Origin of the sequence: Nocardia sp. NPDC004860, assembly GCF_040609015.1 — a bacterium.
Lineage (GTDB): Bacteria > Actinomycetota > Actinomycetes > Mycobacteriales > Mycobacteriaceae > Nocardia.
Genome location: NZ_JBEXJI010000002.1, coordinates 436,813 through 457,063, shown reverse-complemented (window position 1 = coordinate 457,063; position 20,251 = coordinate 436,813). Strand labels below are relative to the sequence as shown.

Here is a 20,251-nt window from a genome sequence, read left to right as displayed (position 1 = left end):
TGGCCGATCGGCTCAATATCCGTGGTGCGATTCGGAGTTGACTCGGCGTACTCGCCCGGTGATACGGGCCACAATCCGCCAGGAGGTTGTCATGGACGCCGTCACAGTCACGCCGCCGCCGGTGAACGAACCGGTGGGGACCTTCGCGCCCGGCACCCCGGAGCGCGCGCGGCTGCGGGCCGAGCTCACCGAACTCGCCGCGACGCCGGTCGAGATTCCGCATGTGATCGGCGGGCGGGAGCGGCGGAGTGCGGGGGAGGTGGTGGATGTCGTGCAGCCGCACCGGCATTCGGCGGTGCTCGGGACCATTACGGTGGCCGAGGCGCGGGATGCGGCCGACGCCATCGAGGCGGCGGCTGCCGCGGCGCCGGGGTGGCGGGCGCTGTCGTTCGACGAGCGGGCGGCGGTATTCCTGCGGGCCGCGGATCTGCTGGCGGGGCCGTGGCGGGAGACGGTGGCGGCGGCAACCATGCTGGGGCAGTCGAAGACCGCGTATCAGGCCGAGATCGACGCACCGTGTGAGCTGGTGGATTTCTGGCGGTTCAATGTGCACTTCGCGCGCGGGATCCTGGCCGGGCAGCCGATCTCCACACCGGGGGTGTGGAATCGGGTGGAGTACCGGCCGCTGGAAGGGTTCGTGTACGCGGTCACGCCGTTCAACTTCACCGCCATCGCAGCCAATCTGCCGACCGCGCCGGCGCTGATGGGCAATACGGTGGTGTGGAAACCCTCACCCACACAGGCGTTTTCGGCCTATTGGACGATGCGGCTGCTGGAGGCGGCGGGGCTGCCGCCGGGCGTGATCAATCTGGTGCACGGCCACGGTCCCGAGGTGTCGGCCGTCGCGCTGGCCGATCGGCGGCTGGCGGGTATTCACTTCACCGGGTCGACGGGGACGTTCCAGCGGCTGTGGCGCACGGTCGGGGAGAACATTGCCGGCTACGACACCTATCCGCGGCTGGTCGGCGAGACCGGCGGCAAGGATTTCGTGGTCGCGCACAGTTCGGCGGATCCGGATGTGTTGAGCACGGCCCTGATTCGCGGGGCGTTCGACTACCAGGGGCAGAAGTGTTCGGCGGCGTCGCGGGCGTTCATTCCGAAATCGGTGTGGTCGCGCATGTCCGGGGAGTTCCTGGGCAAGGTGTCGGAACTGACCTACGGCGACGTCACCGATTTCACGAATTTCGGTGGGGCGCTGATCGATCGGCGTGCCTTCGACCGCAATGCCGACGCCCTCGCGCGGGCCAAGGCGACACCCGGTCTGACCGTGCTCACCGGCGGGCGCGCCGACGACAGTGTGGGTTACTTCGTCGAGCCGACCGTCCTGCTGGGTGAGGATCCGGGTGACGAGGCGTTCCGGACCGAATATTTCGGGCCGATTCTGGCCGTGCACGTCTACGACGACGCGACGCCGGGCGGGTTCGACGCGGTGCTGGATCTGGTCGACCGCGGGTCGTCGTACGGACTCACCGGCGCGGTGATCGCCGACGACCGGACGGCGGTCGCGACGGCGTCCGAGCGACTTCGGTACGCGGCGGGCAATTTCTACATCAATGACAAGCCGACCGGCGCGGTGGTCGGACAGCAGCCGTTCGGCGGGTCGCGGGGCTCCGGCACCAATGACAAGGCCGGCTCGGCGCAGAATCTGCTGCGCTGGACCTCGGCGCGCACCATCAAGGAGACGTTCGTGCCGCCGACCGATCACCGGTATCCGCACCAGGCCGTCGCGACGGAAGCGGGGGAGCGCTGATGTTCACGACCGTGCTGCGTCCGGCACTGCTGGCGGCCTCGCGGTCGCCCCGGGTGGAACGGACGGTGACCGGGCTGGCATCGACCCGGAAGATGGTGCGGCGCTTCGTCGCCGGGGAATCCGAGGCGGATGCCGCGGCGGCCGCCGGGACGCTGATCGACTCCGGGCGGTACGTCAGTCTCGACTATCTGGGCGAGGACACCACCGACCTCACGCAGGCGCGCGCCACCGTCGCGCATTATCTGGCCCTGCTCGAAACCCTGGGTGCTGTGCCCGGGTCCACGGGAGAGGTACGGCCACTGGAGGTTTCGCTCAAGCTCTCCGCCCTGGGCCAGGCGCTGCCCCGAGACGGCCACGCCATCGCCCTCGAACACGCCCACAAGATCTGCACCGCCGCCGCGACGGCGGGAGTCTGGGTCACCGTGGACGCCGAGGACCACACCACCACCGATTCCAGCCTGTCCATCGTGCACGCGCTGCGGGCGGACTTCCCCTGGGTGGGCACGGTGCTGCAGGCGTACCTGCTGCGCACCGAGGGCGACTGCCGCGACCTGTCCGGTCCCGGATCACGAATCCGCCTGTGCAAGGGCGCCTATCGCGAACCGGCCGGGGTCGCGTACCAGGGCCGCGACGAGGTGGATGCGTCCTATCTGCGCTGCCTCGACATCCTCATGCGCGGCCTGGGCTATCCGATGGTGGCCACTCACGACCCGGTGATGCTCGACGCTGCCGCCCACTACGTGCGGGCGGCGCGGCGGTCGCCGGACCGCTTCGAATTCCAGATGCTCTACGGCATCCGCGACGACGAGCAGCGGCGGCTGGTCGCCACGGGCGCGCACCTGCGCACCTATGTGCCCTACGGCGACCAGTGGTACGGCTACTTCATGCGCCGATTGGCCGAGCGCCCGGCCAATCTCGCATTCTTCCTGCGCTCGTTCGGACCGGGCGCGCGCCGCTGATCGGTCCCGCGATCGCACCGCCTCGGCGAACGCACCCGGGGCGGTGCGCGTCGGCCGGTTGGACAAGCTTTCTGAACTTTATTTAACCAACCGCCCGATCACAGCATCGGCCGTGGTCGGATTAGCTGAGCTAGCTCGAGTGTGACCTGCGTTACCACAGAGTGGCGGTGCGCAGCGGAACGAAAGGATCCCGCATGTCTTTTGCGGAGTTGCGCGGCCAGATCCTGCGCCGCAAGCCGATCTCGGAGGTAGACGACGACACGCCGGCGGACGAGCGGCTGTCGAAACACCTCGGTCTGTGGCAGCTGACGGCCATCGGGGTGGGCGGCATCATCGGCGCGGGCATCTTCGCCCTGGCCGGGTCGGTCGCACACAATACGACCGGGCCCTCGGTCCTCATCTCGTTCCTGATCGCGGGTGTGGCCAGTGCCTGTGCGGCACTCTGCTACGCGGAATTCGCGGGCATGGTGCCCAAGGCCGGATCGGCCTACACCTACGGGTATGTGTCGCTGGGTGAGCTGGCGGGCTGGTTCATCGGGTGGGATCTGCTGCTCGAGTACGTGGCGGTGGCGGCGGTGGTCGCCATCGGCGTGTCCGGGTACTTCAACTTCCTGCTGGATCAGATCGGAATCACCCTGCCGCACTGGATGCTCGGGGCCTCCGGCACCGGGGACGGGCATGTGGTGGACGTGTTCGCGATCCTGTTCTGTCTCGGCAGCGCCTGGGTGCTGTCGCGCGGCATCAAGAGCGTGGGACGGTTCGAGACCGTCGCGGTGGGGATCAAGGTGGCGATCGTGCTGCTGATCATCGTGCTCGGCCTGTTCAAGATCGACAGCGCGAACTACCACCCGTACTTCCCGTTCGGCACCGGCGCGGTGTGGACGGGCGCGGCCACGGTGTTCTTCGCCGTCTTCGGCTATGACGCCATGAGCACCGCGGCCGAGGAGTCCACCGAGGCGAAAAAGCATCTGCCCAAGGCGATCATCTACTCGCTGGCCATCGCCATGGTGCTGTACGTGCTGGCCACGCTGGTGCTCACCGGCATGCAGAAGTACACCGAGATCAGCCCGACCTCCGGGTTCTCCACCGCGTTCAAATCCGTGGGGATGCCGGGCATCGCGAACATCATCGCCATCGGCGCCATCGTCGGCATCATCACCGTGGTGCTCACTTTCATGCTGGGCGTGACCCGCGTCTGGTATGCCATGAGCCGCGACGGTCTGCTGCCGGAATGGTTCGCCAAGACCCACCCCACCCGCAAGGTGCCCACCCGGGTGACCTGGATCGTGGGCGCCGGCTCGGCGATCCTGGCCGGGCTGCTGCCCATCAATACCGTTGCGGAGCTGACCAATATCGGCATCCTGATGGCGTTCATCGTGGTCAGCGTGTCGGTGATCGTGCTCCGCTACACCCGCCCCGACGAGCCGCGTGAATTCCGGCTGCCGCTCATGCCGGTGGTGCCGGTGGTGGGCATCGGATTCTCGATCTATCTGATCTGGTCGCTGCCCTGGGAAACCTGGGTGCGCTTCGTGGCCTGGCTGATCGTCGGCCTCATCGTGTACTTCGGCTACTCCCGCTTCAACTCCCGCCTGGGCCATCCCACCGCGATCGAAAACGCCTGAGCCGGAGCCCATTTCCGGTCAGGCGGATACGTGAATGGCGATCGAGCCGCTGGGGAGCGGCTCGATCCGGATGTGCGTCAGGTCGGGGACGTGGGCGGTCGGGCCGAGGGTGGCGGCGCGGGGGCCGACGCCGATGACGCGCATGCCTGCTGCCTTGGCGGCGGTGATGCCTGCTTGCGAGTCCTCGAAGACCAGGCAGTCATCAGCTGAAAGGCCCAGTTCAGCGGCGGCTTTCAGGTAGCCTTCCGGGTCGGGCTTGCTCACCGTCACCGATTCTGCGGTGATGCGGACGCGAGGGATGGGTAGGCCGGCGGCGGTCATCCGGGTTTCGGTGAGGACGTGGTTGGCGGAGGTGACCAGGGCGTGCGGGAGGTCGGCGAGGGCGGCCATGAACTCTGGGGCGCCGGCGATGGGTATGACGCCGTCGACGATGGTGGCTTCCTCGGCGAGCATGCGGTCGTTGTCGGCGCGGTTCAACTCGGCGGCGCGGTCCGGCAGCAGTTCGGCCATGGTCGCCCAGCCCTGGCGGCCGTGTGCGACGGCCAGTACATCGGCCACCGCCAGGCCGTGCTCGGTGGCCCAGCGTCGCCACAGCAACTCCACTACGGCTTCGGAATTCACGAGGGTGCTGTCCATATCGAGCAGGAGGCCGCGGGCGGCCAGCGTGGCATCAACCGTCATAAGCTGGTTATAACCACAAGATGCCGGGCGTGCAATATGTCTCGAATCCGTGTCGCGGGCAAGGGATTCCCGCCATCACACCTCGGAGCTCGCCGTACGGCCGCAGGGCCCGTGCCGGATCGGTCTATAACGGTCGTTATAGTCGGCGGGGGCAATCTCCGACCAGACGGAGGGCCACGCGCTCGCGCGCGAATCCGCAACTGTTCGAAGGAGAATTCGTCTTGGGGTCGACCACAACCCTCGAGCACCCGTTCGATACCGCCATCGCGCTGACGCCGGATGGGGAAGGGCGCTTTCTCGGTCACACCGCGGCCGAGTACTCGAACATGGTGGGCCCCTTCGGCGGGATCACGGCCGCCACCATGCTGCGGGCCGTTCTCGACGACCCGCGTTGCGCGGGCAGTCCGCTGTCGCTCACGGTCAACTACGCCGGGCCCATCGCCACGGGGGCATTCACCATCGACGCCGAGCCCGTGCGGACCAATCGCACCACCCAGCACTGGGTCGTGACCATGCGGCAGGACGACACCGTGGCCACCACCGCGACCGTGGTGTGCGCGCTGCGCCGCCCGACCTGGTCCGACACCGAGATCAGCCCGCCCGCCGCGCCCGCACCGGACTCCCTCGAGGTGGCGGAACTGCCCGAATCGCCTGCGTGGCTGCGGAATTACGAGATGCGGTTCGTGGCGGGCCGCGGGCCGTTCGCCGGGGGCGGTGGCGGCGCACCGGCCCCGACGTCCACCTCCACCCTGTGGGTTCGGGACACGCCCGCGCGCTCGCTGGACTTTCCGGCCGTGGCGGCGATGAGCGATATCTTCTTCCCGCGCGTCATGCTGCGCCTGGGCCGGATGGTCCCCGCGGGCACCGTCTCGCTCACCGTCTACTTCCACGCCGAGCTCGACCCGCTCGCCGATCCCGGACGGTTCGTTCTCGCGACCGCCCGGGCACAGCACTTCGGCAATGGCTTCTTCGACCAGTCCGCCCACCTGTGGACCGAAGAGGGCACCGCACTGGCCACCAGCCACCAGCTCGTGTACTTCAAGGACTGACCCACCACACCTCGGGCACCGGTCGGCCCGCTCCGGCCACACACGACGGAAGTGATCGGCGAGCAGCGCTTTTCACCGTGTGCCGGGGCTCCGGACTGGCCGAAAGAACAACGGATATGCCGTGGTCCCCGGTCAGCCGGTGGAGTTGTCGGCGGCGGTGATTTCGCCGTGGCGGCGATGACGTGGAACAGGAACCGGCCGGCCGGAGTGCGCATTGCCCCGGGCGTATCTGCTCGGGGCCCAAGTTTCCTTCTCCGATCTATCGGGCGCCGATGACTTTCGCGGTGCGATCGCCTCTGTATGAGTAGGAGGTAGGAAATGTTGCTGGAAAACAAGAACGTGATCGTCTATGGCGCGGGCGGAGCGGTCGGCAGCGCGGTCGCTCGCGGATTCGCCCACGCAGGCGCCAGGGTCTTCCTGACCGGGCGAAATCCAGACATCGTCAACACCGTCGCGAAGGAAATCTCCGCCGCGGGCGGAGCCGTCGAGACCGCTGTGGTCGACGCCCGGGACGAGAAATCCGTCACCGAGCACCTCGACGCCGTCGTCACCGATGCCGGCGGCATCGACGTGTCGTTCAACGCGATCGGAATCTCACCGCGGGGACTGCAGGGAATCCCGCTCACCGACCTACCGGTCGACGATTTCATGCGACCCATCACGACATACGCCCAGGCTCATTTCGTGACCGCGAAATCCGCCGCACGGCACATGATCCCCCGGGGATCGGGAGTGATCATGATGCACACACCCGAACCGGCCCGCGTGCCCCTGCCCCTGGTCGGCGGCATGAGCGTCGGCTGGGCGGCGATGGAAGCCCTCAACCGCGCGCTGTCCGCCGAATGGGCCCAGCACGGCGTCCGCTCGATCTGCCTGCGCACCACGGGCATGGTCGAGACACCGGCCATCGACGTCGTGTTCGGACTGCACGCCGACGCGCTGGGCATCTCCAAGGACCAATTCACCGCCGCCGTCAGCTCGATGACCCACCGCAAACGCCCGACCACGCTGGCCGAACTCACAGCGGTCGCCGTGTTCCTCGCCTCCGACCAAGCGGCCGCGATGACCGGAACCGTCGCCAACCTGACCGGCGGAATCATCGTCGATTGACCACCACGGAGGAGCAAGGCAATGAACGATCTACTCGCGAGCGCGGTTGCCGCGCACGGTGGTTCGGACCGGTTCAATCGGATCCGGGCGATCCGCGTCGATGCCGCCATCACCGGAGCCTTCTGGCAGGTCAAGGGAAAAGGCGATGCGCTGAGGGACATCCGCTTCGAGGTGGACACCACACGGGAACGGCTGACCATGGACTTCGTCGGTCGAGACCGACGGTCGCTCTTCGAGCCCGACCGGGTCGTCCTGCAGCAACGCGACGGCACGGTTGTCGACGCGCGCGACGACCCGGAGCGGTCGTTCGACGGCCACCAGTTCCACACGCCGTGGGACGACCTCCATCTCGCATACTTCACCGGGGAAGCACTGTGGACGTACTTGAATACGCCGTTCCTGTTCACGTGGCCGGGGTTCGTCTGCGAAGAGATCGCGCCCATCGAGGCCGATGGTGAAATATGGCGGCGGCTCCACGTGACCTTCCCCGACCACATCAAGAGCCACACCCGTGAACAAGTGTTCTGCTTCGGCACGGACGGGCTGCTCCGCCGCCACGATTTCGCCATCGACATCGTCGACCCGGCCACCGAGTCACACCTTTACGCCTCCGACTACCGCGACATCGACGGCATCATCATCCCGGCCACCCGGCGGGCCTACACCACCGTGGGCGACGACCGGATTGCCCTCGTCGCCATCGACATGGCCGACATCACCATTTGTTGATCACCATGAACAACCCCCACAGCAGGATCGGCGGATCATGCACACAGTGACTGAAACCACGAAAGGCAACGGGGATTTCGGACGGCTGAGCGAACCGTTCCGACGCGAGTTGCTCGCCTACTGCTACCGCATGCTCGGTTCGGCCGACGACGCCGAAGAAGTGGTGCAAGACGTCTATCTCGACGCCTGGCGGGCCTACGACGGGTTCGAGGGCCGATCGTCGTTGCGTACCTGGCTCTACCGCATCGCGACCCGGGCGTGTTTCAAAGCGCTCGAAAAAGGCAGACGCAGGCCGCTGCCCGCCGATCTCGGCGACCCCGAGACGAACCTGGAGGCCAGGCTGGTCGAGCGATCCCCGGAGGTGTCGTGGCTCCAGCCGATACCCGACGTCCTGTTCACCGCCGCACCGACCGACCCGGCAACCGTTGTGGTGCAACGACAGACCCTGCGGCTCGCCCTGATGGGGGCACTCCAGCAGCTACCACCGCGACAACGAGCCGTGCTGATCCTGCGCGACGTGCTGCAATGGCGGACCACCGAGGTCGCGGAACTGCTGGAGATGACAACAGCGGCCGTCAACAGCGCGCTGCAGCGAGCGCGAGCCCAGGTTCCGCTCAGCGAGGACGGTCTGACCGAACCGGACGAACCACGGCAGCGCGCCCTGCTCGACCGATACGTCACTGCATTCGAAACCGCGGACGTCGATCAACTCGTCGCGGTATTGACCGAAGACGCACGATGGGAAATGCCGCCGATCGCGGCCTGGTTCGAAGGCCGCGACACCATCCTCGCCTTCCTGGCCAGACAGATGCGGATGATCGGTCCGGCCGAACTGGTCGCCACCTCCGCCAATGGACAGCCCGCCTTCGCGGTGTACGCCCGCGGCCACGACGGTGCACACCATCCACACGCACTGCACGTATTGACAATCACCGCCGAGGGCATCGACAGGATCGTCGCGTTCCACGGCTCCGGGCTGTTTCCGCTGTTCGGACTCTGACCAGGCCACGGCATGTCCGAACAGGAAGACATCGCCCAGCACGACCCCGCGCTGCACGCGCAACTGCGGCTGTTCTGCCAACTCATGATCGGTTCAGCCGACGCCGCCGACAGCATGATTCAGCAGATCTACCGTCGTGCACTCGATTACCACGACGAGCAAGAGAATCGGCCATCGGAACGCGTTCAACTGTTCCGTATTGCGGCTGACCTCTGCGGGATCCGCCGAGCAGGCCGAAACAGATATTGCTGCGGCCGGGGCGCCGGCATCGGCGATGAATAGCTCACGGCCCGTTCGCGCTGGTGAGGGCCAGCGTGAAGAACCGGAACATCTCCTCGCGACACCTGGCACCTGACGTGCAGTCGAAATCGACGAATCACCCACTTCGACAAGGCATTACGCCATATCCGTTGTCTCTTCGGCGATTACTACCGGAACCCCTTGTCCGGGAATGTCAGCGCGGCCAGACCGGCACCGAGGACGACCAGGCCGCACCAGGACAGCGCGGGGAGGCGCTCGCCGACGACGGTGACGCCGAGCAGAGCGGCGACCGCAGGCTCGGCGAGCGTCAGGGTGGTGGCGGACGCGACGGTGGTGTGGCGCAGGCCGTAACCGAACAGGCGGTACGCGAGGAAGGTCGTCAAGAACGCGAGATGCAGGGCGACCGCCAGGCCCCTCGGCGTGGTCAGCCAGATCGGGCCGGAGGTTGCGACCACGGGCAGGACCAGGACGGCGGCGAGACCGAACATGATGCCCATGACCGAGGCGGAGGCGTGGCCGCGGGTAATGAGGGTGCCGCCGATCAGGGAGTAGACGGCGTAGGTGAGGCCCGCGCAGGCTGCGAGCAGAATGCCCGGCAGGTCGATCGGGGTCGCATTGCCGAATCGCGGGCCCATAACCAGTATGGCGCAACCGATTACGGCCAGCCCGGTGGCGGCACACCATCTCGTGGACGGGCGGCCCCGGCCGGTGAGCCAGGCCAGCAGGCCCGCGAAGACCGGTGCGCTTCCGAGGGCGATGACCGTGGCCACGGCCACGCCGGTGCGGGCCACGGCCGGATAGAAGGTGACCGGATACCCCGCCACGGCACACGCGCCGAGCAGCAGCAGCCATCGTTCCGACGCGGCGGCGCGCATCCGATGCCCGCGGCCGGTGACGAACAGCAGCAATCCGCCGAGGGCCAAGCCGGCCGAACCGATTGCGGCAGCCGATGTTCCGGCTGGAGCCAGCGATGCCGCGGTACCGGTGCTGCCCCACAGCACCGACGCGGCGAGGATCGGCGCACTACCGCGCCAAGAGGTTGAAGGGGTCTGTTCAGGGGTGAGCGTGGACGTGTGTTCGGACACTGTCGAGTACTCCGTCGTCGAATTCCGAAGGGGGAAGGAATCGAAACGGGCGCACGACGAATCCGGGCTGCCGTCGGAGGTCAGCCGGAACGCGAAACGAGAGTCTGCCGCGGCGCCCGATCAGGCGGCCGGCGGCGGCGTGACGGAGTGCCAGAACGTACCCATGGGTCGAGACTACCCAACAGCCTCGCGCCCGGTCCGCCCGGTCCGCCCGGCGGTCAGGTGGTGACGGTTCCGGCGCGTTTCAGAATGATCAGCGGAGTGAGGTAGCGCTCGAGTACGTGCCCGCCGAGGGTGTGTGCCGCGCGGGCGGCCTCGTCGACTTCAGCGGCCGTCCAATCGCTGAAAGTGGTGAACAGATCGTGGATCTGATCGGTGCTCAGTTCGATTGTCCAGGAGAACCGTTCGACATGAGCGGCGACGAAGTGCCCACTGCCGGTCAGACGGCGCACCAACGCATCGGTGTCGAATTCTGCCGGTCTGCGCGGCGGGGAGTGGTCGCCGCGGCGCGCGACGATCTCGGCTATTCGCTGCCGGAATGGGGTGGCAGCAGCCGACGGGTCGCCGAAGACGTGACGCCACACCGCGAAATGACCGTCGGTGACCAGCGCGCGGTGAATTCTCGGCAGCACCACGTCGAGATCGAACCAGTGGCTGGCCGTCGCCGCGACGGCCAGATCGAAGGCGGCGGACGGCAAGGGCGCTGTTTCAGCGCTGTCGATGATCACCGACGCGTCGGGCCATCGACGGTGCAGACGGGCGGCCAGACCCTGCCCCGGCTCGACAGCGGTGACAGCAGCACCGGCCTGCAGCATCGGACCCGTCGCCAATCCGGTGCCGGCGCCGAGCTCGAGCACCCGGACGCCGGACCGCAGTAACCCGAACTCTCGCAACCATTTCCACAGTGCGGCCGGGTAATCGGGTCTAGCGCGATCATAGATCTCTGCATGGGCCTCGAAATGCCGTGGACCAAGCCCTCGACCGTCCAGGACATCAGCCGAGATCGAACTTCCCGGCCCGCACGGCGGCGTTGAACACGTCCCAGTCCACCGGGGAGAACACGAGCACCGGGCTCGAGTCTCCCAGTTTCGAATCCCGTACTCCGACCCTCGCGCGGTTCAGGTGGGCGGCTTCCAGGCATTCTCCGCCCGAATGGCTGTAGCTGGATTTGAACCAATCGGCTTCGGACAGTTCGATGTTCATTCGGCGCACTCCTTGGCTCTCGACAACATGACCTGCCTGGTTGTGACCGGATCCAATGCTACTCGGCTGATCTCGCCGAACGCATGTCGATACCGCCGGACCTCGGGCTCTCGTTCCAGGTAGAGGTCTCCCACAAAACCTTCGATGTAGACCACCGGCGGCTCGACCATCCCGGTTGCCGGAAGTTTGGGAAACTCCAGCAGGACAAAGGATTCCACCACCGCACCGAGATGGCTCGGAGCATGGTGGGGAACGCACCGGATCGACACGTTCGGCAGCTGGCTCAGATCGGCCAGGTATCGAAGCTGCTCGGCCAGAACTGCCGGTCCGCCGATCTGACCGTGCAGGGCAGCTTCCGACAAGACGACATCGATCTCGAACCCTTTGTCTTCCAATCGGTTCTTTCGCCTCATGGCCATTTCAACGCGCCTCTCCACCTGCTCTGGTGGCATCGTCGGATGCTCGGTCCATTCGATCGCGCGACGATACGCAGGCGTCTGGAAGAGTCCGGGCACGTCCGCCTGTCGCCAGAAGGACACGCGGCGGGCGGAAGCTTCCAACCCGAGGTAGTAATCGAAACGAGGCTTCATCGAATCCTCGTACGCCCGCCACCAATTCTGCTGCGCCGAGGCCATTTCCTGGGAAAGGCCGAGCAATAGGCGGCGCTCGTCGTCGCCGCAGTTGTACGCGTCGGCGAGCGCATTGATCCAGACCCGCGACACCTTGGTCTTGAGACCGTCTTCCAGGCGGCCGATGGTCTGTATCGAGGTGTCCACGACCCGCGCTGCGGCAGATCTGCTCAGCTGCGCCCGTTGACGGTACGCGGCCAAGAGTCGACCGAGGGCGCGGGCGGCAAGGGTGGAGCCAGACATTTTCCTAGCCTTTCTATCGAAGGCGCTGAAATTTGGAACCCCCCGTGATGGAAGTTCGGCGCTATACCCGCGACCGGCCGGTCATGGCGGTCCCAAATCCCTTGGCATCGGAGTAAATCTGAGTTCGTGTCCAACCCATCCATCACCGACCATAGCGAATTGCCAACGATGACAATCGAATACGCGCATCTGACCATGCAGACACACCGGAATTGTCTGGTTTCGGTGTGTCCGGTGAAGAACCAGGCCAAGCGTCGGCTCATCGCGTGCGGGACGCCGGCACCCGTCGACGCTCGACACGTAGGGAGTTGATGTGGTGAATCGACCTGTTACGCACAGCGTGCCGGACCACCCGGTGCTGAATCTGGAAGTCGCGCAACGAGCCTTGGCGCAGCATGCGCAGTGCGGTGAGGAGTGCGAGGCGAAGCGGTACTTCAGCCGGCAGGTGCCCTACCTGGAGCGGAGCGGGTACCGGGAGCGGGGCGCCACCAGCTGGAACATCTGGGCCGGTGAGTGACCGCTCTGTACGAATATTCCGTTGATCCGCCCCTCCCGCACGAAGGAAGTTCGATACAGTTCCTCCATGAAGAAGGTTTCTTCAGGATCGAATGTGCCGGGCGGGGCGGTTCCGCTGGATGCCATCGACCGGCTGCTGCTCGATGAGCTGGCCCGCGACGGGCGAATGACCAACAATGCGCTGGCCGCGGCGGCGGGGATCGCACCCTCGACCTGCCTGGGCCGGGTGCGGGCGCTGGTGGAGCACGGGGTGATCCGGGGGTTCCACGCCGATATCGACCCGGCCGCGCTGGGTCGCGAGCTGCAGGCCATGATCGCGGTGCGGGTCAGTGCGGCGGCGCGCGGCCAGCTGGCCGAATTCGGTGAGCAGATGGCCGCGCTGCCGGAGGTCGAGAACGTGTATTTCATTGCCGGGGCCGACGATTACCTGATCCATGTCGCCACCGCCGACTCCGGCGAGCTGCGCACCTTCGTGCTGGAGCATCTGAGTGCGCATCCCGCCGTCGCGTCCACGGAGACGATCCTCATCTTCGAGCACGTGCGTCCGGGGCATCGCCCCGCGACCTGATCGGCGGAGCGGGGCTGGTGCCATGTCCGGAAAGGTTGATTCAGCAAGCGGAGCCCTCACGGTCCGACGAACAGTCGTTCACACGGCAGGCGCGGCAGCAGCCGGCATTCGTCGAAGGTGTCGCGTATGAATTCGATTGTGAACCAATGCCTTTGTCTCCAATCGTGGATCAAGTTGCGTACCGCCACCGCAGTGACCGTGTAGTCGAAGACCACATCGGCCAGCCAGATTCGCACGTGGACATCACCGTCGGGTGGGAACCATCCTTCGTGGGTCATGGCCGATCGCCATCCCCGGGCATTACGTGTCGACCTTTCCGGATGAGGCCTCAGGCGGCCACGGAGTGTGCGGCGTAACCGTGTGCTGCCGCAACCGATTCCGAGAGCAGTTCGCCCTTGTGGGTGCTCAGGCCCGCGGCCAGGCTCGGGTCGGCGGCGACGGCGTCGCGCCAGCCCTTGTCGGCCAGAGCGACCGCGTAGGGGAGGGTGGCGTTGGTGAGGGCCACCGTCGAGGTGTGCGGAACCGCGCCGGGCATATTGGCCACGCAGTAGAAGATCGAGTCGTGCACCCGGTAGGTGGGATCGGCGTGTGTGGTGGGGCGGGAATCGGCGAAGCAGCCGCCCTGATCGATGGCGATGTCGACCAGCACCGAACCCGGCTTCATCTGGGCGACAAGGTCATTGGAGACCAAGGTGGGAGCCTTCGCGCCGGGCACGAGCACCGCGCCGATGACCAGGTCGGCCTCGCGCACCAGGTTCTCGACCTCGAGCCGGTTGGACATGACGGTGCGCACCTGGCCGTGGTACAGGTCGTCGATCTCGCGCAGGCGCTGAATGTTCAAGTCGAGCACCGTGACCTCGGCGTGCATGCCGTGCGCGACGGCGATGGCATTGCGCCCGGACACGCCCGCACCGATCACCACCACGCGCGCCGGGCGTACACCCGGCACACCGCCCATGAGCACGCCGCGGCCGCCGCCGCTGCGCATCAGGTGATACGCGCCCGCCTGCGGCGCCAACCGGCCCGCGACCTCGCTCATCGGGGCCAGCAGTGGCAGGGAACCGTCGGGGGCGGTGACGGTTTCGTAGGCGAGGGAGGTGATGCCCGAGGACAGCAGGGCGTCGGTGCACTCCCGGGAGGCGGCCAGGTGCAGATAGGTGAACAGCACCTGGTCCGCACGCAAGCGCGAATACTCTTCGGCGACGGGCTCTTTCACCTTGAGCACCAGATCGGCGACACCCCAGACCTCGTCGGCGGTGTCGAGCACCTGCGCACCGGCGAAGCGGTAGGCGTCGTCCTCGAACGTCGAGCCGGCACCCGCGCCGGCCTCGACGACCACCTCGTGGCCGCGGGCCACCAGCTCGTGCACACCGGCGGGCGTGCAGGCTACCCGGTACTCGTGGTTCTTGACCTCGCGGGGAATTCCGATCTTCATCCGCACTCCTGACTCTCTCGACTGGGGTTGAGGCGGGATCGCCGCCAGAGAGTCAGTATGAATATTGTGCGAGATCAGCACTAGAGACGTGAATAAGATTCTCTAGATTCGCACTCTACTATCCGAATGATCGGAATCAGCGAGTGCGAGCTGGGTCACACCGAAGCATCTTCGGCGTTTGCGGCGCTACTGCAACGGCTCCGGCCAGCTGTCGTCGATCGGCCAGCCGCCCGCCCGCAAATGGGCGCGGACCCGATCCAGATCGGCGGCGCGCGGCATCTCGTCGGTGAGTTTGGTGATGATCACCCCGACGTCGGCCCGGTCGGCGGGCAGCGCGCCGAGCAGCACCAGCTCGGCGGCCACCTGCCGCACCTCGTCCTCGGACAGCCGCCGCGCCAGTACGGCCAGCAGCGGCAGATAGTCGGTGTCGGGAACACCGTGCGGGTACCCGGCACGCAGCCAGCCGACAATTCTGGCCAGTAGTTCGGACAACTCCATCGGTGCTCGGTTCTACTCTGCCGGAACGGAATTCACGCCTCGGACGGGTCGCCCAGCGGCCACCCGCCGGCCGCCAGCCGGGCCGCGACCCGGTTCACGTCGTCGGCGCCGGGCTTCTCGTGGGCGAGCTGCGCGATGGCGGTTTCGATGGCGGCCCGGTCCGGCACGCCGCCGGAGGCGAGCAATCCCTCGATGACCTCGTCGACTTCGCGGTCGGTGAGCTTGCGGTGCAGCACCGCGAACAGGGCCACGTAGTCCTCACGCGGGACGCCGTGCGGGTAGCCCGCGCGCAGCCAGGCCAGGACGGTGGCGAGGATCGAACGATGGGTCGTCATGGCTCACTTCTTCGGGGGTTTCGCGCCGAACAACTGGATGTCGAAGCTGTGGCTGATGAAATCCTTGGCGATATAGAGGATTCCGGCGGCGACCACGATCAGGGCCGCCGCGAAGCAGAGGTAGGCGATGGCGGTGACGACCACATTGCGGTTGGCGGTGGCCGGGCCGTCGGCGGCCGGTTCCAGGGCCCAGAGCCGGACGCCGATCCCGAAGATCACCGGCACCCCGACCCCGAGCACCAGCGCGATCAGCGTGACCTCGCCCAGGGACTTGGCGATGGCGTTGAAGGTGTGCATACTCGCTCTCCTCAGGCCGCGGCGCTCTCGCGCGGCTGGGCCGGCGGGGTGAGGCCGTCCGCCCAGTCGTCGTTGACATTGCTGGTGTCGATCGGATTGCGGCGCGAGCGCAGGTACATGTAGACCGACAGGGCGATCAGCACGGCCAGCACGATCAGCACGCCGAGCAGGCCACCGCCGAGATCGGCGACCCACCAGCAGGCCGCGCCGACCAGACCGGCCAGCGGCAGGGTCAGCACCCAGGCCACGGCCATGCGGCCCATGACACCCCAGCGCACCTCCGCGCCGGGCTTGCCCAGGCCGGTGCCCAGGATGGAACCGGTCGCGGTCTGGGTGGTCGACAGCGGCAGGCCGAACTGGGCCGAGGTGAGAATGATGGCCGCCGAGGAGGTTTCGGCCGCGAAGCCCTGCGGCGAATCGATCTCCACCAGACCCTTGCCCAGGGTGCGGATGATGCGCCAGCCGCCCAGGTAGGTACCCGCGGCGATCGCCAGGGCACAGCACACCTTCACCCACAGCGGGATGTCGTCGGCATTGGTGTAGGTCCCGCGGGCGACCAGGGCCATGAAGATGACGCCCATGGTCTTCTGGGCGTCATTGGTGCCGTGGGCCAGCGAGACCAGGGACGCGGAACCGATTTGGCCCCAGCGGAATGCGGTGCTCACCCGGTCCTTGCGGGAGTGGCGGGTCAGCCAGTAGACCGCGTAGGTGCCCAGTCCGGCCACCAGTGCGGCGACGAAGGGGGCCAGCAGGGCCGGAAGGATGATCTTGTTGATCAGGCCGGTCTTCTGATCCCCGGTCCAGATCACGCCGCTCGCGCCCAGCGCGGCGACCGCGGCCCCGATCAGGCCACCGAAGAGGGCATGGGAGGAACTCGACGGAATTCCGACCAGCCAGGTGAACAGATTCCACAGAATTCCGCCGACCAGGCCCGCGAAAACTATGTGCAGCAAGGCCATACCGTGGATGCCGCCGATATTCAGCAGCCCACCCGAGACCGTCTTGGCGACCTCCACCGACAGGAACGCTCCGACCAGGTTGAGCACGGCCGAAAGGGCCACTGCCACCCGGGGAGCGAGCGCGCCGGTCGCGATGGAGGTCGCCATCGCATTCGCCGTGTCATGAAACCCGTTGGTGAAATCGAACGCCAACGCGGTAACCACCACGATCAAGAGAACCAGTAGCTCAGCGCTCACAACTCCAGTGTCACAACGGAATACCGCGCGCAGAATGGCTACACGCCGGTGTTCACTCGAAATTCAATCGGATAGCCCCGGGACGGTCGCCCGGGGTTGTCCGGCCTCTCACATGCCCTGACGGCAGCCGGGCATGAGCGTGCACAGGGGCAGGAGATGGGCGGACTACGCCGTCAGTGAAATGAGCGCGCAGCGGCGGTGTTTCGCGGTGAGAATGAGGCGGGCCGCTGGGGCCCCGAGGTTCGGGAGGGTGTCGATGGACGAGGTGCTGCTCACGCCGCCGGATGCCGCCGAGGTGCGGTTCCTGGCGCGGGGTGTGGTCAGTGCGGCGGCGGGGGAGGCGGGATTGACGCCGCTGCAGGAGTTGCTGGTTCCGGCCTTGTTCCTGTCGATGACCGGGCATCCGGTGGACCTGGCCGAGGTGCGCCCGATCGGGGCGGCGGAGTTCGCGGACGGCATGGCGCGGCGCAATCGGGTGTTCCGGGAACGCGTCGTGCAGACCATGCTGCTCGCGGCGCTGGTGGTGCGGCCGCTGCCCGCGGAAGCAGGAAACCGGTTGCGGGAGTTCGCCGATGCGCTCGGGGTCGACGACGACATGATCGCCGTCGCGCAGCGCTACGCCGAGGGCGCGGTGGATCTGGCCGCGGTCGACTTCACTCGCAACGGCTATCTGGGCAATACGAATACGCTGCGGCTGGACGCGCTGCACACCGAGGGCCTGGACAGCTCGTGGAGCGCGGTCACCGACGATCCGGTGCTGGCCGGGCGCTGGGCCGAACTGTGGGACCTGCCCGTCGGCACGCTCGGACGCGGTGTCGCCGACTTCTACCGTGATCGGGGCTTCGTCACCCCCGGTCTGCCCGGTTCCGCGCCGCCACTGCTGGCCCAGCACGACTGGATGCACGTGCTCGCCGGGTACGGAACCACCCTCGAGAACGAGATCGAGGTCTTCGCCTTCATGGCCCGCGCCAATGACGACCCGCGCGCGTTCAGCCTGCTGGCCATGGTGATCTCGCTGTTCGAGACCGGGTACCTGCGCGCCGGCGCGGGCCTGTTCGAGGCCGACGAAGGCCACCTCAGCACGCACGGCATGGCCGAACGGCTCGGCGATGCCATGCGGCGCGGCGCGCTCACCCGGGGCAGCCACGACTTCCTCGACCTGGACTGGTTCTCGCTGGCCGACCGCCCGATCACGGTGGTGCGCAATGAGATCGGCTTGGTTCCCAAGGCCGGGTCGGCGCTCGCGGCGGGCTCGGCCGGACCGTGGCAGCCCGGCGGGATCACGCCGTACCAGCTGAACTCCTCCAAAAACGCCGCGGAGGCGTCGGGACGGCCCTACGTGCCCTGGCAGCCCGACCCGTCGCGCGACTGACCGGCTTCAGCGAAAGTCGGGTTTGCCGTACGAGGGTCGTGCCCGGTAGCCCGGGTGAGCGGTGCGAGCGCCTTGCGCACTGCTCACCCGGCATGCTGATCCGTCGCTCCCCCAGGCGACCGGTCAGCCCTGACCGAGCAGGCCGAGCATGCCGGAAACGGCGGCGGGCCAGGTGAATTCCTCGGCGCGGCTGCGGGCGGCCCGGCGGCGTTCGGCGGCCGGGCGGGACAGCACGTCGGTGACGGCTTCGGCGAAAGCACGGGGGTGGTCGGCGGCCACCGCGCCGGCTTCGGCGGTGATGATGTCGGCCAGCGCTGAGGAGCGGCTGACCACGACCGGGGTGCCGGCGGCGAGGGCTTCGAGTGCGGCCAGCCCGAAGGTTTCGTGCGGGCCGGGGGCCAGGGAGACGTCGGCGGTGGCGAGCAGGGTGGCCAAAGCGGTTCTGTCATCGATGAAGCCGGCGAAGTGGACGGTGGGGCGGCCGTCCGGGAGCGGTGGGATGGTGCGGGCGCGGCGTTCGAGGGCGTCGCGGCGGGGGCCGTCGCCCGCGACGACCAGACGGGCGTCGAGGCCGCGGCGGCGCAGTGCGCTCACCGCGGCGATGCTGCGGTCGACCCGTTTCTCGACCGAGAGGCGGCCGCAATGCACCAGCAACGGGTAGTCGTCGGCGCCGAGATCGGTGCGCAGGCGGTGGTCGTGGCGGTCCGGCCGGAACATGTCCAGATCGACGCCGAGCGGGACGAGTTCGACGTTCTCGACGTCGATGCGGTGGAACTCCTCGCGTGCGAACTGGGTGGTGCAGACGACGACGTCGTAGTCCTCGGCGGTGCGGCGGTTGGCGGCGTCGGCGGCGCGGCGGGCGATCGGACCGGGCAAGATCTGGCCCAGCAACCGGTCGAGGCGCTCGTGGGAGATCATCACGCCCGCGATGTCGCGGCGGCGCGCCCACCGGCCGAAGCCACGCAGTGTCAACCGGTCCGACACCTCCAGCACATCGGGCCGCAGCCCGGCCAGGGTGTCGGCGACCCGGCGCGGGTCCGCTGCCCGGTAGCCGCCGGTCCACGGAATCTGCGGCGCGGGCACCGTGATCCGCAATACCCCGGTCGGCAGCACCTCCTCGGCCCGCTTCGGCCCCGGCACGACCAGCGCCACCTCGTGCCCGGCGGCCGCATATCCCTCACCCAGGTGATGCAACGCGGTGCGCAACCCACCCGACCGCGGACCATAGAAGTTCGCCAGCTGAACGATGCGCACGAGGCCGATCGTGCAGGGCAACGGGTTACCGTCGGCACCCCCGGCGCCAACACCACATGAACACCCGCGTAAGACCCAGCGAACCCGGCGTAGTCGGCACCCCGCACCCGCCCACCCGAACCTCACACCCCGAACCCCGCACGACCCACGCCACCAAGATCGGGAAGCCCGCAGCACGCAATTCCGGGCAAATCTCCACCACGCCGCACACCCATGCGCTCGGTCGTCAGGGCCCGGTGCGCGGCACTGCCGCGCGGGGACCGCTTTGCCGGGCGGCCCGTTCGCGACGATCCGCCGATGCCGTGCTGCGCGGGTGCGCGACGCCGTAACCAGGTGCTCATCATGAGAAAGTAGATCGGTTCGCTGATCTTGGTCAGCGGCGTGCTCGCCTGGTCGGCGGCTGCCGCGGCGCTACCGTTCACCGTCTCGCCCCCTCCCGCACTGCAATCCGGGGTCATC

The 20,251-nt window shown here is 67.6% G+C and carries 24 protein-coding genes; 11 read left to right on the top strand and 13 right to left on the bottom strand.

All coding sequences use genetic code 11. The features are described from left to right. Positions 1–91: 91 nt before the first annotated feature. The 3 genes from pruA (at position 92) to ABZV44_RS06065 (ending at position 4,331) form a co-directional block, all read left to right on the top strand. A complete protein-coding gene (gene pruA, locus ABZV44_RS06075; RefSeq protein ID WP_354832556.1) occupies positions 92–1,750 on the top strand; it encodes an L-glutamate gamma-semialdehyde dehydrogenase in 1,659 nt (552 codons plus the stop codon). Then, positions 1,750–2,709 (top strand): proline dehydrogenase family protein, encoded by a 960-nt coding sequence (locus tag ABZV44_RS06070; protein ID WP_354832554.1) that lies wholly within the window; start codon positions 1,750–1,752, stop codon positions 2,707–2,709. Before pruA ends, ABZV44_RS06070 begins: the two co-directional genes overlap by 1 nt. Positions 2,710–2,903: 194 nt before the next feature. Then, positions 2,904–4,331, top strand: a complete 1,428-nt coding sequence (locus tag ABZV44_RS06065; protein ID WP_354832552.1) for an amino acid permease — start codon at positions 2,904–2,906, stop codon at positions 4,329–4,331. A gap of 18 nt (positions 4,332–4,349) precedes the next feature. Here the strand turns inward: ABZV44_RS06065 and ABZV44_RS06060 are convergent, their stop codons facing one another. Continuing rightward, entirely contained in the window at positions 4,350–5,012 is a 663-nt protein-coding gene (locus tag ABZV44_RS06060; protein ID WP_354832550.1) for an HAD-IA family hydrolase, read from the bottom strand. Between the two features lie 221 nt (positions 5,013–5,233). Here ABZV44_RS06060 and ABZV44_RS06055 point away from each other — a divergent pair, with 221 nt between their 5' ends. From ABZV44_RS06055 to ABZV44_RS06035, 5 genes are all read left to right on the top strand, one after another. Further along, a complete protein-coding gene (locus ABZV44_RS06055) occupies positions 5,234–6,061 on the top strand; it encodes a thioesterase family protein (protein WP_354832548.1) in 828 nt (275 codons plus the stop codon). Between the two features lie 318 nt (positions 6,062–6,379). After that, positions 6,380–7,171 (top strand): SDR family oxidoreductase, encoded by a 792-nt coding sequence (locus ABZV44_RS06050; protein ID WP_354832547.1) that lies wholly within the window; start codon positions 6,380–6,382, stop codon positions 7,169–7,171. Between the two features lie 21 nt (positions 7,172–7,192). Then, positions 7,193–7,900: a hypothetical protein gene (locus ABZV44_RS06045; RefSeq protein ID WP_354832545.1), complete on the top strand. Its 708-nt coding sequence runs from the start codon at positions 7,193–7,195 to the stop codon at positions 7,898–7,900. Between the two features lie 46 nt (positions 7,901–7,946). Next, on the top strand, positions 7,947–8,900 hold the full coding sequence (locus ABZV44_RS06040; RefSeq protein WP_354832543.1) for a sigma-70 family RNA polymerase sigma factor: 954 nt from the start codon (positions 7,947–7,949) through the stop codon (positions 8,898–8,900). Between the two features lie 12 nt (positions 8,901–8,912). Beyond that, complete coding sequence (locus ABZV44_RS06035) at positions 8,913–9,182, top strand: hypothetical protein (RefSeq protein ID WP_354832541.1); 270 nt, start codon at positions 8,913–8,915, stop codon at positions 9,180–9,182. A 146-nt stretch (positions 9,183–9,328) separates the two neighbouring features. Here the strand turns inward: ABZV44_RS06035 and ABZV44_RS06030 are convergent, their stop codons facing one another. From ABZV44_RS06030 to ABZV44_RS06015, 4 genes are all read right to left on the bottom strand, one after another. Beyond that, positions 9,329–10,246, bottom strand: a complete 918-nt coding sequence (locus ABZV44_RS06030; protein ID WP_354832539.1) for an EamA family transporter — start codon at positions 10,244–10,246, stop codon at positions 9,329–9,331. Positions 10,247–10,464: 218 nt separating this feature from the next. Next, positions 10,465–11,139: a class I SAM-dependent methyltransferase gene (locus ABZV44_RS06025; protein WP_354832537.1), complete on the bottom strand. Its 675-nt coding sequence runs from the start codon at positions 11,137–11,139 to the stop codon at positions 10,465–10,467. A 100-nt stretch (positions 11,140–11,239) separates the two neighbouring features. Continuing rightward, positions 11,240–11,449 carry a DUF397 domain-containing protein gene (locus ABZV44_RS06020; protein ID WP_354832535.1) on the bottom strand — a complete coding sequence of 70 codons (210 nt, stop codon included), beginning with the start codon at positions 11,447–11,449 and terminating at the stop codon, positions 11,240–11,242. Next, complete coding sequence (locus tag ABZV44_RS06015) at positions 11,446–12,321, bottom strand: helix-turn-helix transcriptional regulator (protein ID WP_354832533.1); 876 nt, start codon at positions 12,319–12,321, stop codon at positions 11,446–11,448. The genes ABZV44_RS06020 and ABZV44_RS06015 overlap by 4 nt, the downstream gene beginning before the upstream one ends. 316 nt (positions 12,322–12,637) lie before the next feature. On the opposite strand from ABZV44_RS06015, the gene ABZV44_RS06010 reads away from it, so the two are divergent. Together ABZV44_RS06010 and ABZV44_RS06005 are read left to right on the top strand one after the other, a co-directional pair. Next, on the top strand, positions 12,638–12,838 hold the full coding sequence (locus tag ABZV44_RS06010; RefSeq protein WP_354832531.1) for a hypothetical protein: 201 nt from the start codon (positions 12,638–12,640) through the stop codon (positions 12,836–12,838). A gap of 66 nt (positions 12,839–12,904) precedes the next feature. Further along, positions 12,905–13,405 carry an Lrp/AsnC family transcriptional regulator gene (locus ABZV44_RS06005; RefSeq protein WP_354832529.1) on the top strand — a complete coding sequence of 167 codons (501 nt, stop codon included), beginning with the start codon at positions 12,905–12,907 and terminating at the stop codon, positions 13,403–13,405. A 56-nt stretch (positions 13,406–13,461) separates the two neighbouring features. Here the strand turns inward: ABZV44_RS06005 and ABZV44_RS06000 are convergent, their stop codons facing one another. The 6 genes from ABZV44_RS06000 to ABZV44_RS05975 all read right to left on the bottom strand — a co-directional run bounded on the left by ABZV44_RS06000 (position 13,462) and on the right by ABZV44_RS05975 (position 17,166). Further along, positions 13,462–13,683: a hypothetical protein gene (locus ABZV44_RS06000; protein ID WP_354832527.1), complete on the bottom strand. Its 222-nt coding sequence runs from the start codon at positions 13,681–13,683 to the stop codon at positions 13,462–13,464. A 50-nt stretch (positions 13,684–13,733) separates the two neighbouring features. Then, positions 13,734–14,840, bottom strand: a complete 1,107-nt coding sequence (gene ald, locus ABZV44_RS05995) for an alanine dehydrogenase (protein WP_354832525.1) — start codon at positions 14,838–14,840, stop codon at positions 13,734–13,736. Between the two features lie 186 nt (positions 14,841–15,026). Continuing rightward, positions 15,027–15,338 carry a DUF3349 domain-containing protein gene (locus ABZV44_RS05990; protein ID WP_354832523.1) on the bottom strand — a complete coding sequence of 104 codons (312 nt, stop codon included), beginning with the start codon at positions 15,336–15,338 and terminating at the stop codon, positions 15,027–15,029. A gap of 32 nt (positions 15,339–15,370) precedes the next feature. Continuing rightward, complete coding sequence (locus ABZV44_RS05985; protein ID WP_354832521.1) at positions 15,371–15,673, bottom strand: DUF3349 domain-containing protein; 303 nt, start codon at positions 15,671–15,673, stop codon at positions 15,371–15,373. Positions 15,674–15,676: 3 nt separating this feature from the next. Next, on the bottom strand, positions 15,677–15,970 hold the full coding sequence (locus tag ABZV44_RS05980; protein ID WP_354832519.1) for a hypothetical protein: 294 nt from the start codon (positions 15,968–15,970) through the stop codon (positions 15,677–15,679). 11 nt (positions 15,971–15,981) lie between these two features. Continuing rightward, positions 15,982–17,166: an inorganic phosphate transporter gene (locus ABZV44_RS05975; RefSeq protein ID WP_354832517.1), complete on the bottom strand. Its 1,185-nt coding sequence runs from the start codon at positions 17,164–17,166 to the stop codon at positions 15,982–15,984. Positions 17,167–17,422: 256 nt separating this feature from the next. On the opposite strand from ABZV44_RS05975, the gene ABZV44_RS05970 reads away from it, so the two are divergent. Continuing rightward, positions 17,423–18,538: a hypothetical protein gene (locus ABZV44_RS05970; RefSeq protein WP_354832515.1), complete on the top strand. Its 1,116-nt coding sequence runs from the start codon at positions 17,423–17,425 to the stop codon at positions 18,536–18,538. A 123-nt stretch (positions 18,539–18,661) separates the two neighbouring features. Here ABZV44_RS05970 and ABZV44_RS05965 read toward each other — a convergent pair whose 3' ends face one another. Beyond that, positions 18,662–19,792, bottom strand: a complete 1,131-nt coding sequence (locus ABZV44_RS05965; protein WP_354832513.1) for a glycosyltransferase — start codon at positions 19,790–19,792, stop codon at positions 18,662–18,664. A 122-nt stretch (positions 19,793–19,914) separates the two neighbouring features. Next, positions 19,915–20,214 carry a hypothetical protein gene (locus ABZV44_RS05960; protein ID WP_354832511.1) on the bottom strand — a complete coding sequence of 100 codons (300 nt, stop codon included), beginning with the start codon at positions 20,212–20,214 and terminating at the stop codon, positions 19,915–19,917. Positions 20,215–20,251 lie beyond the last annotated feature (37 nt).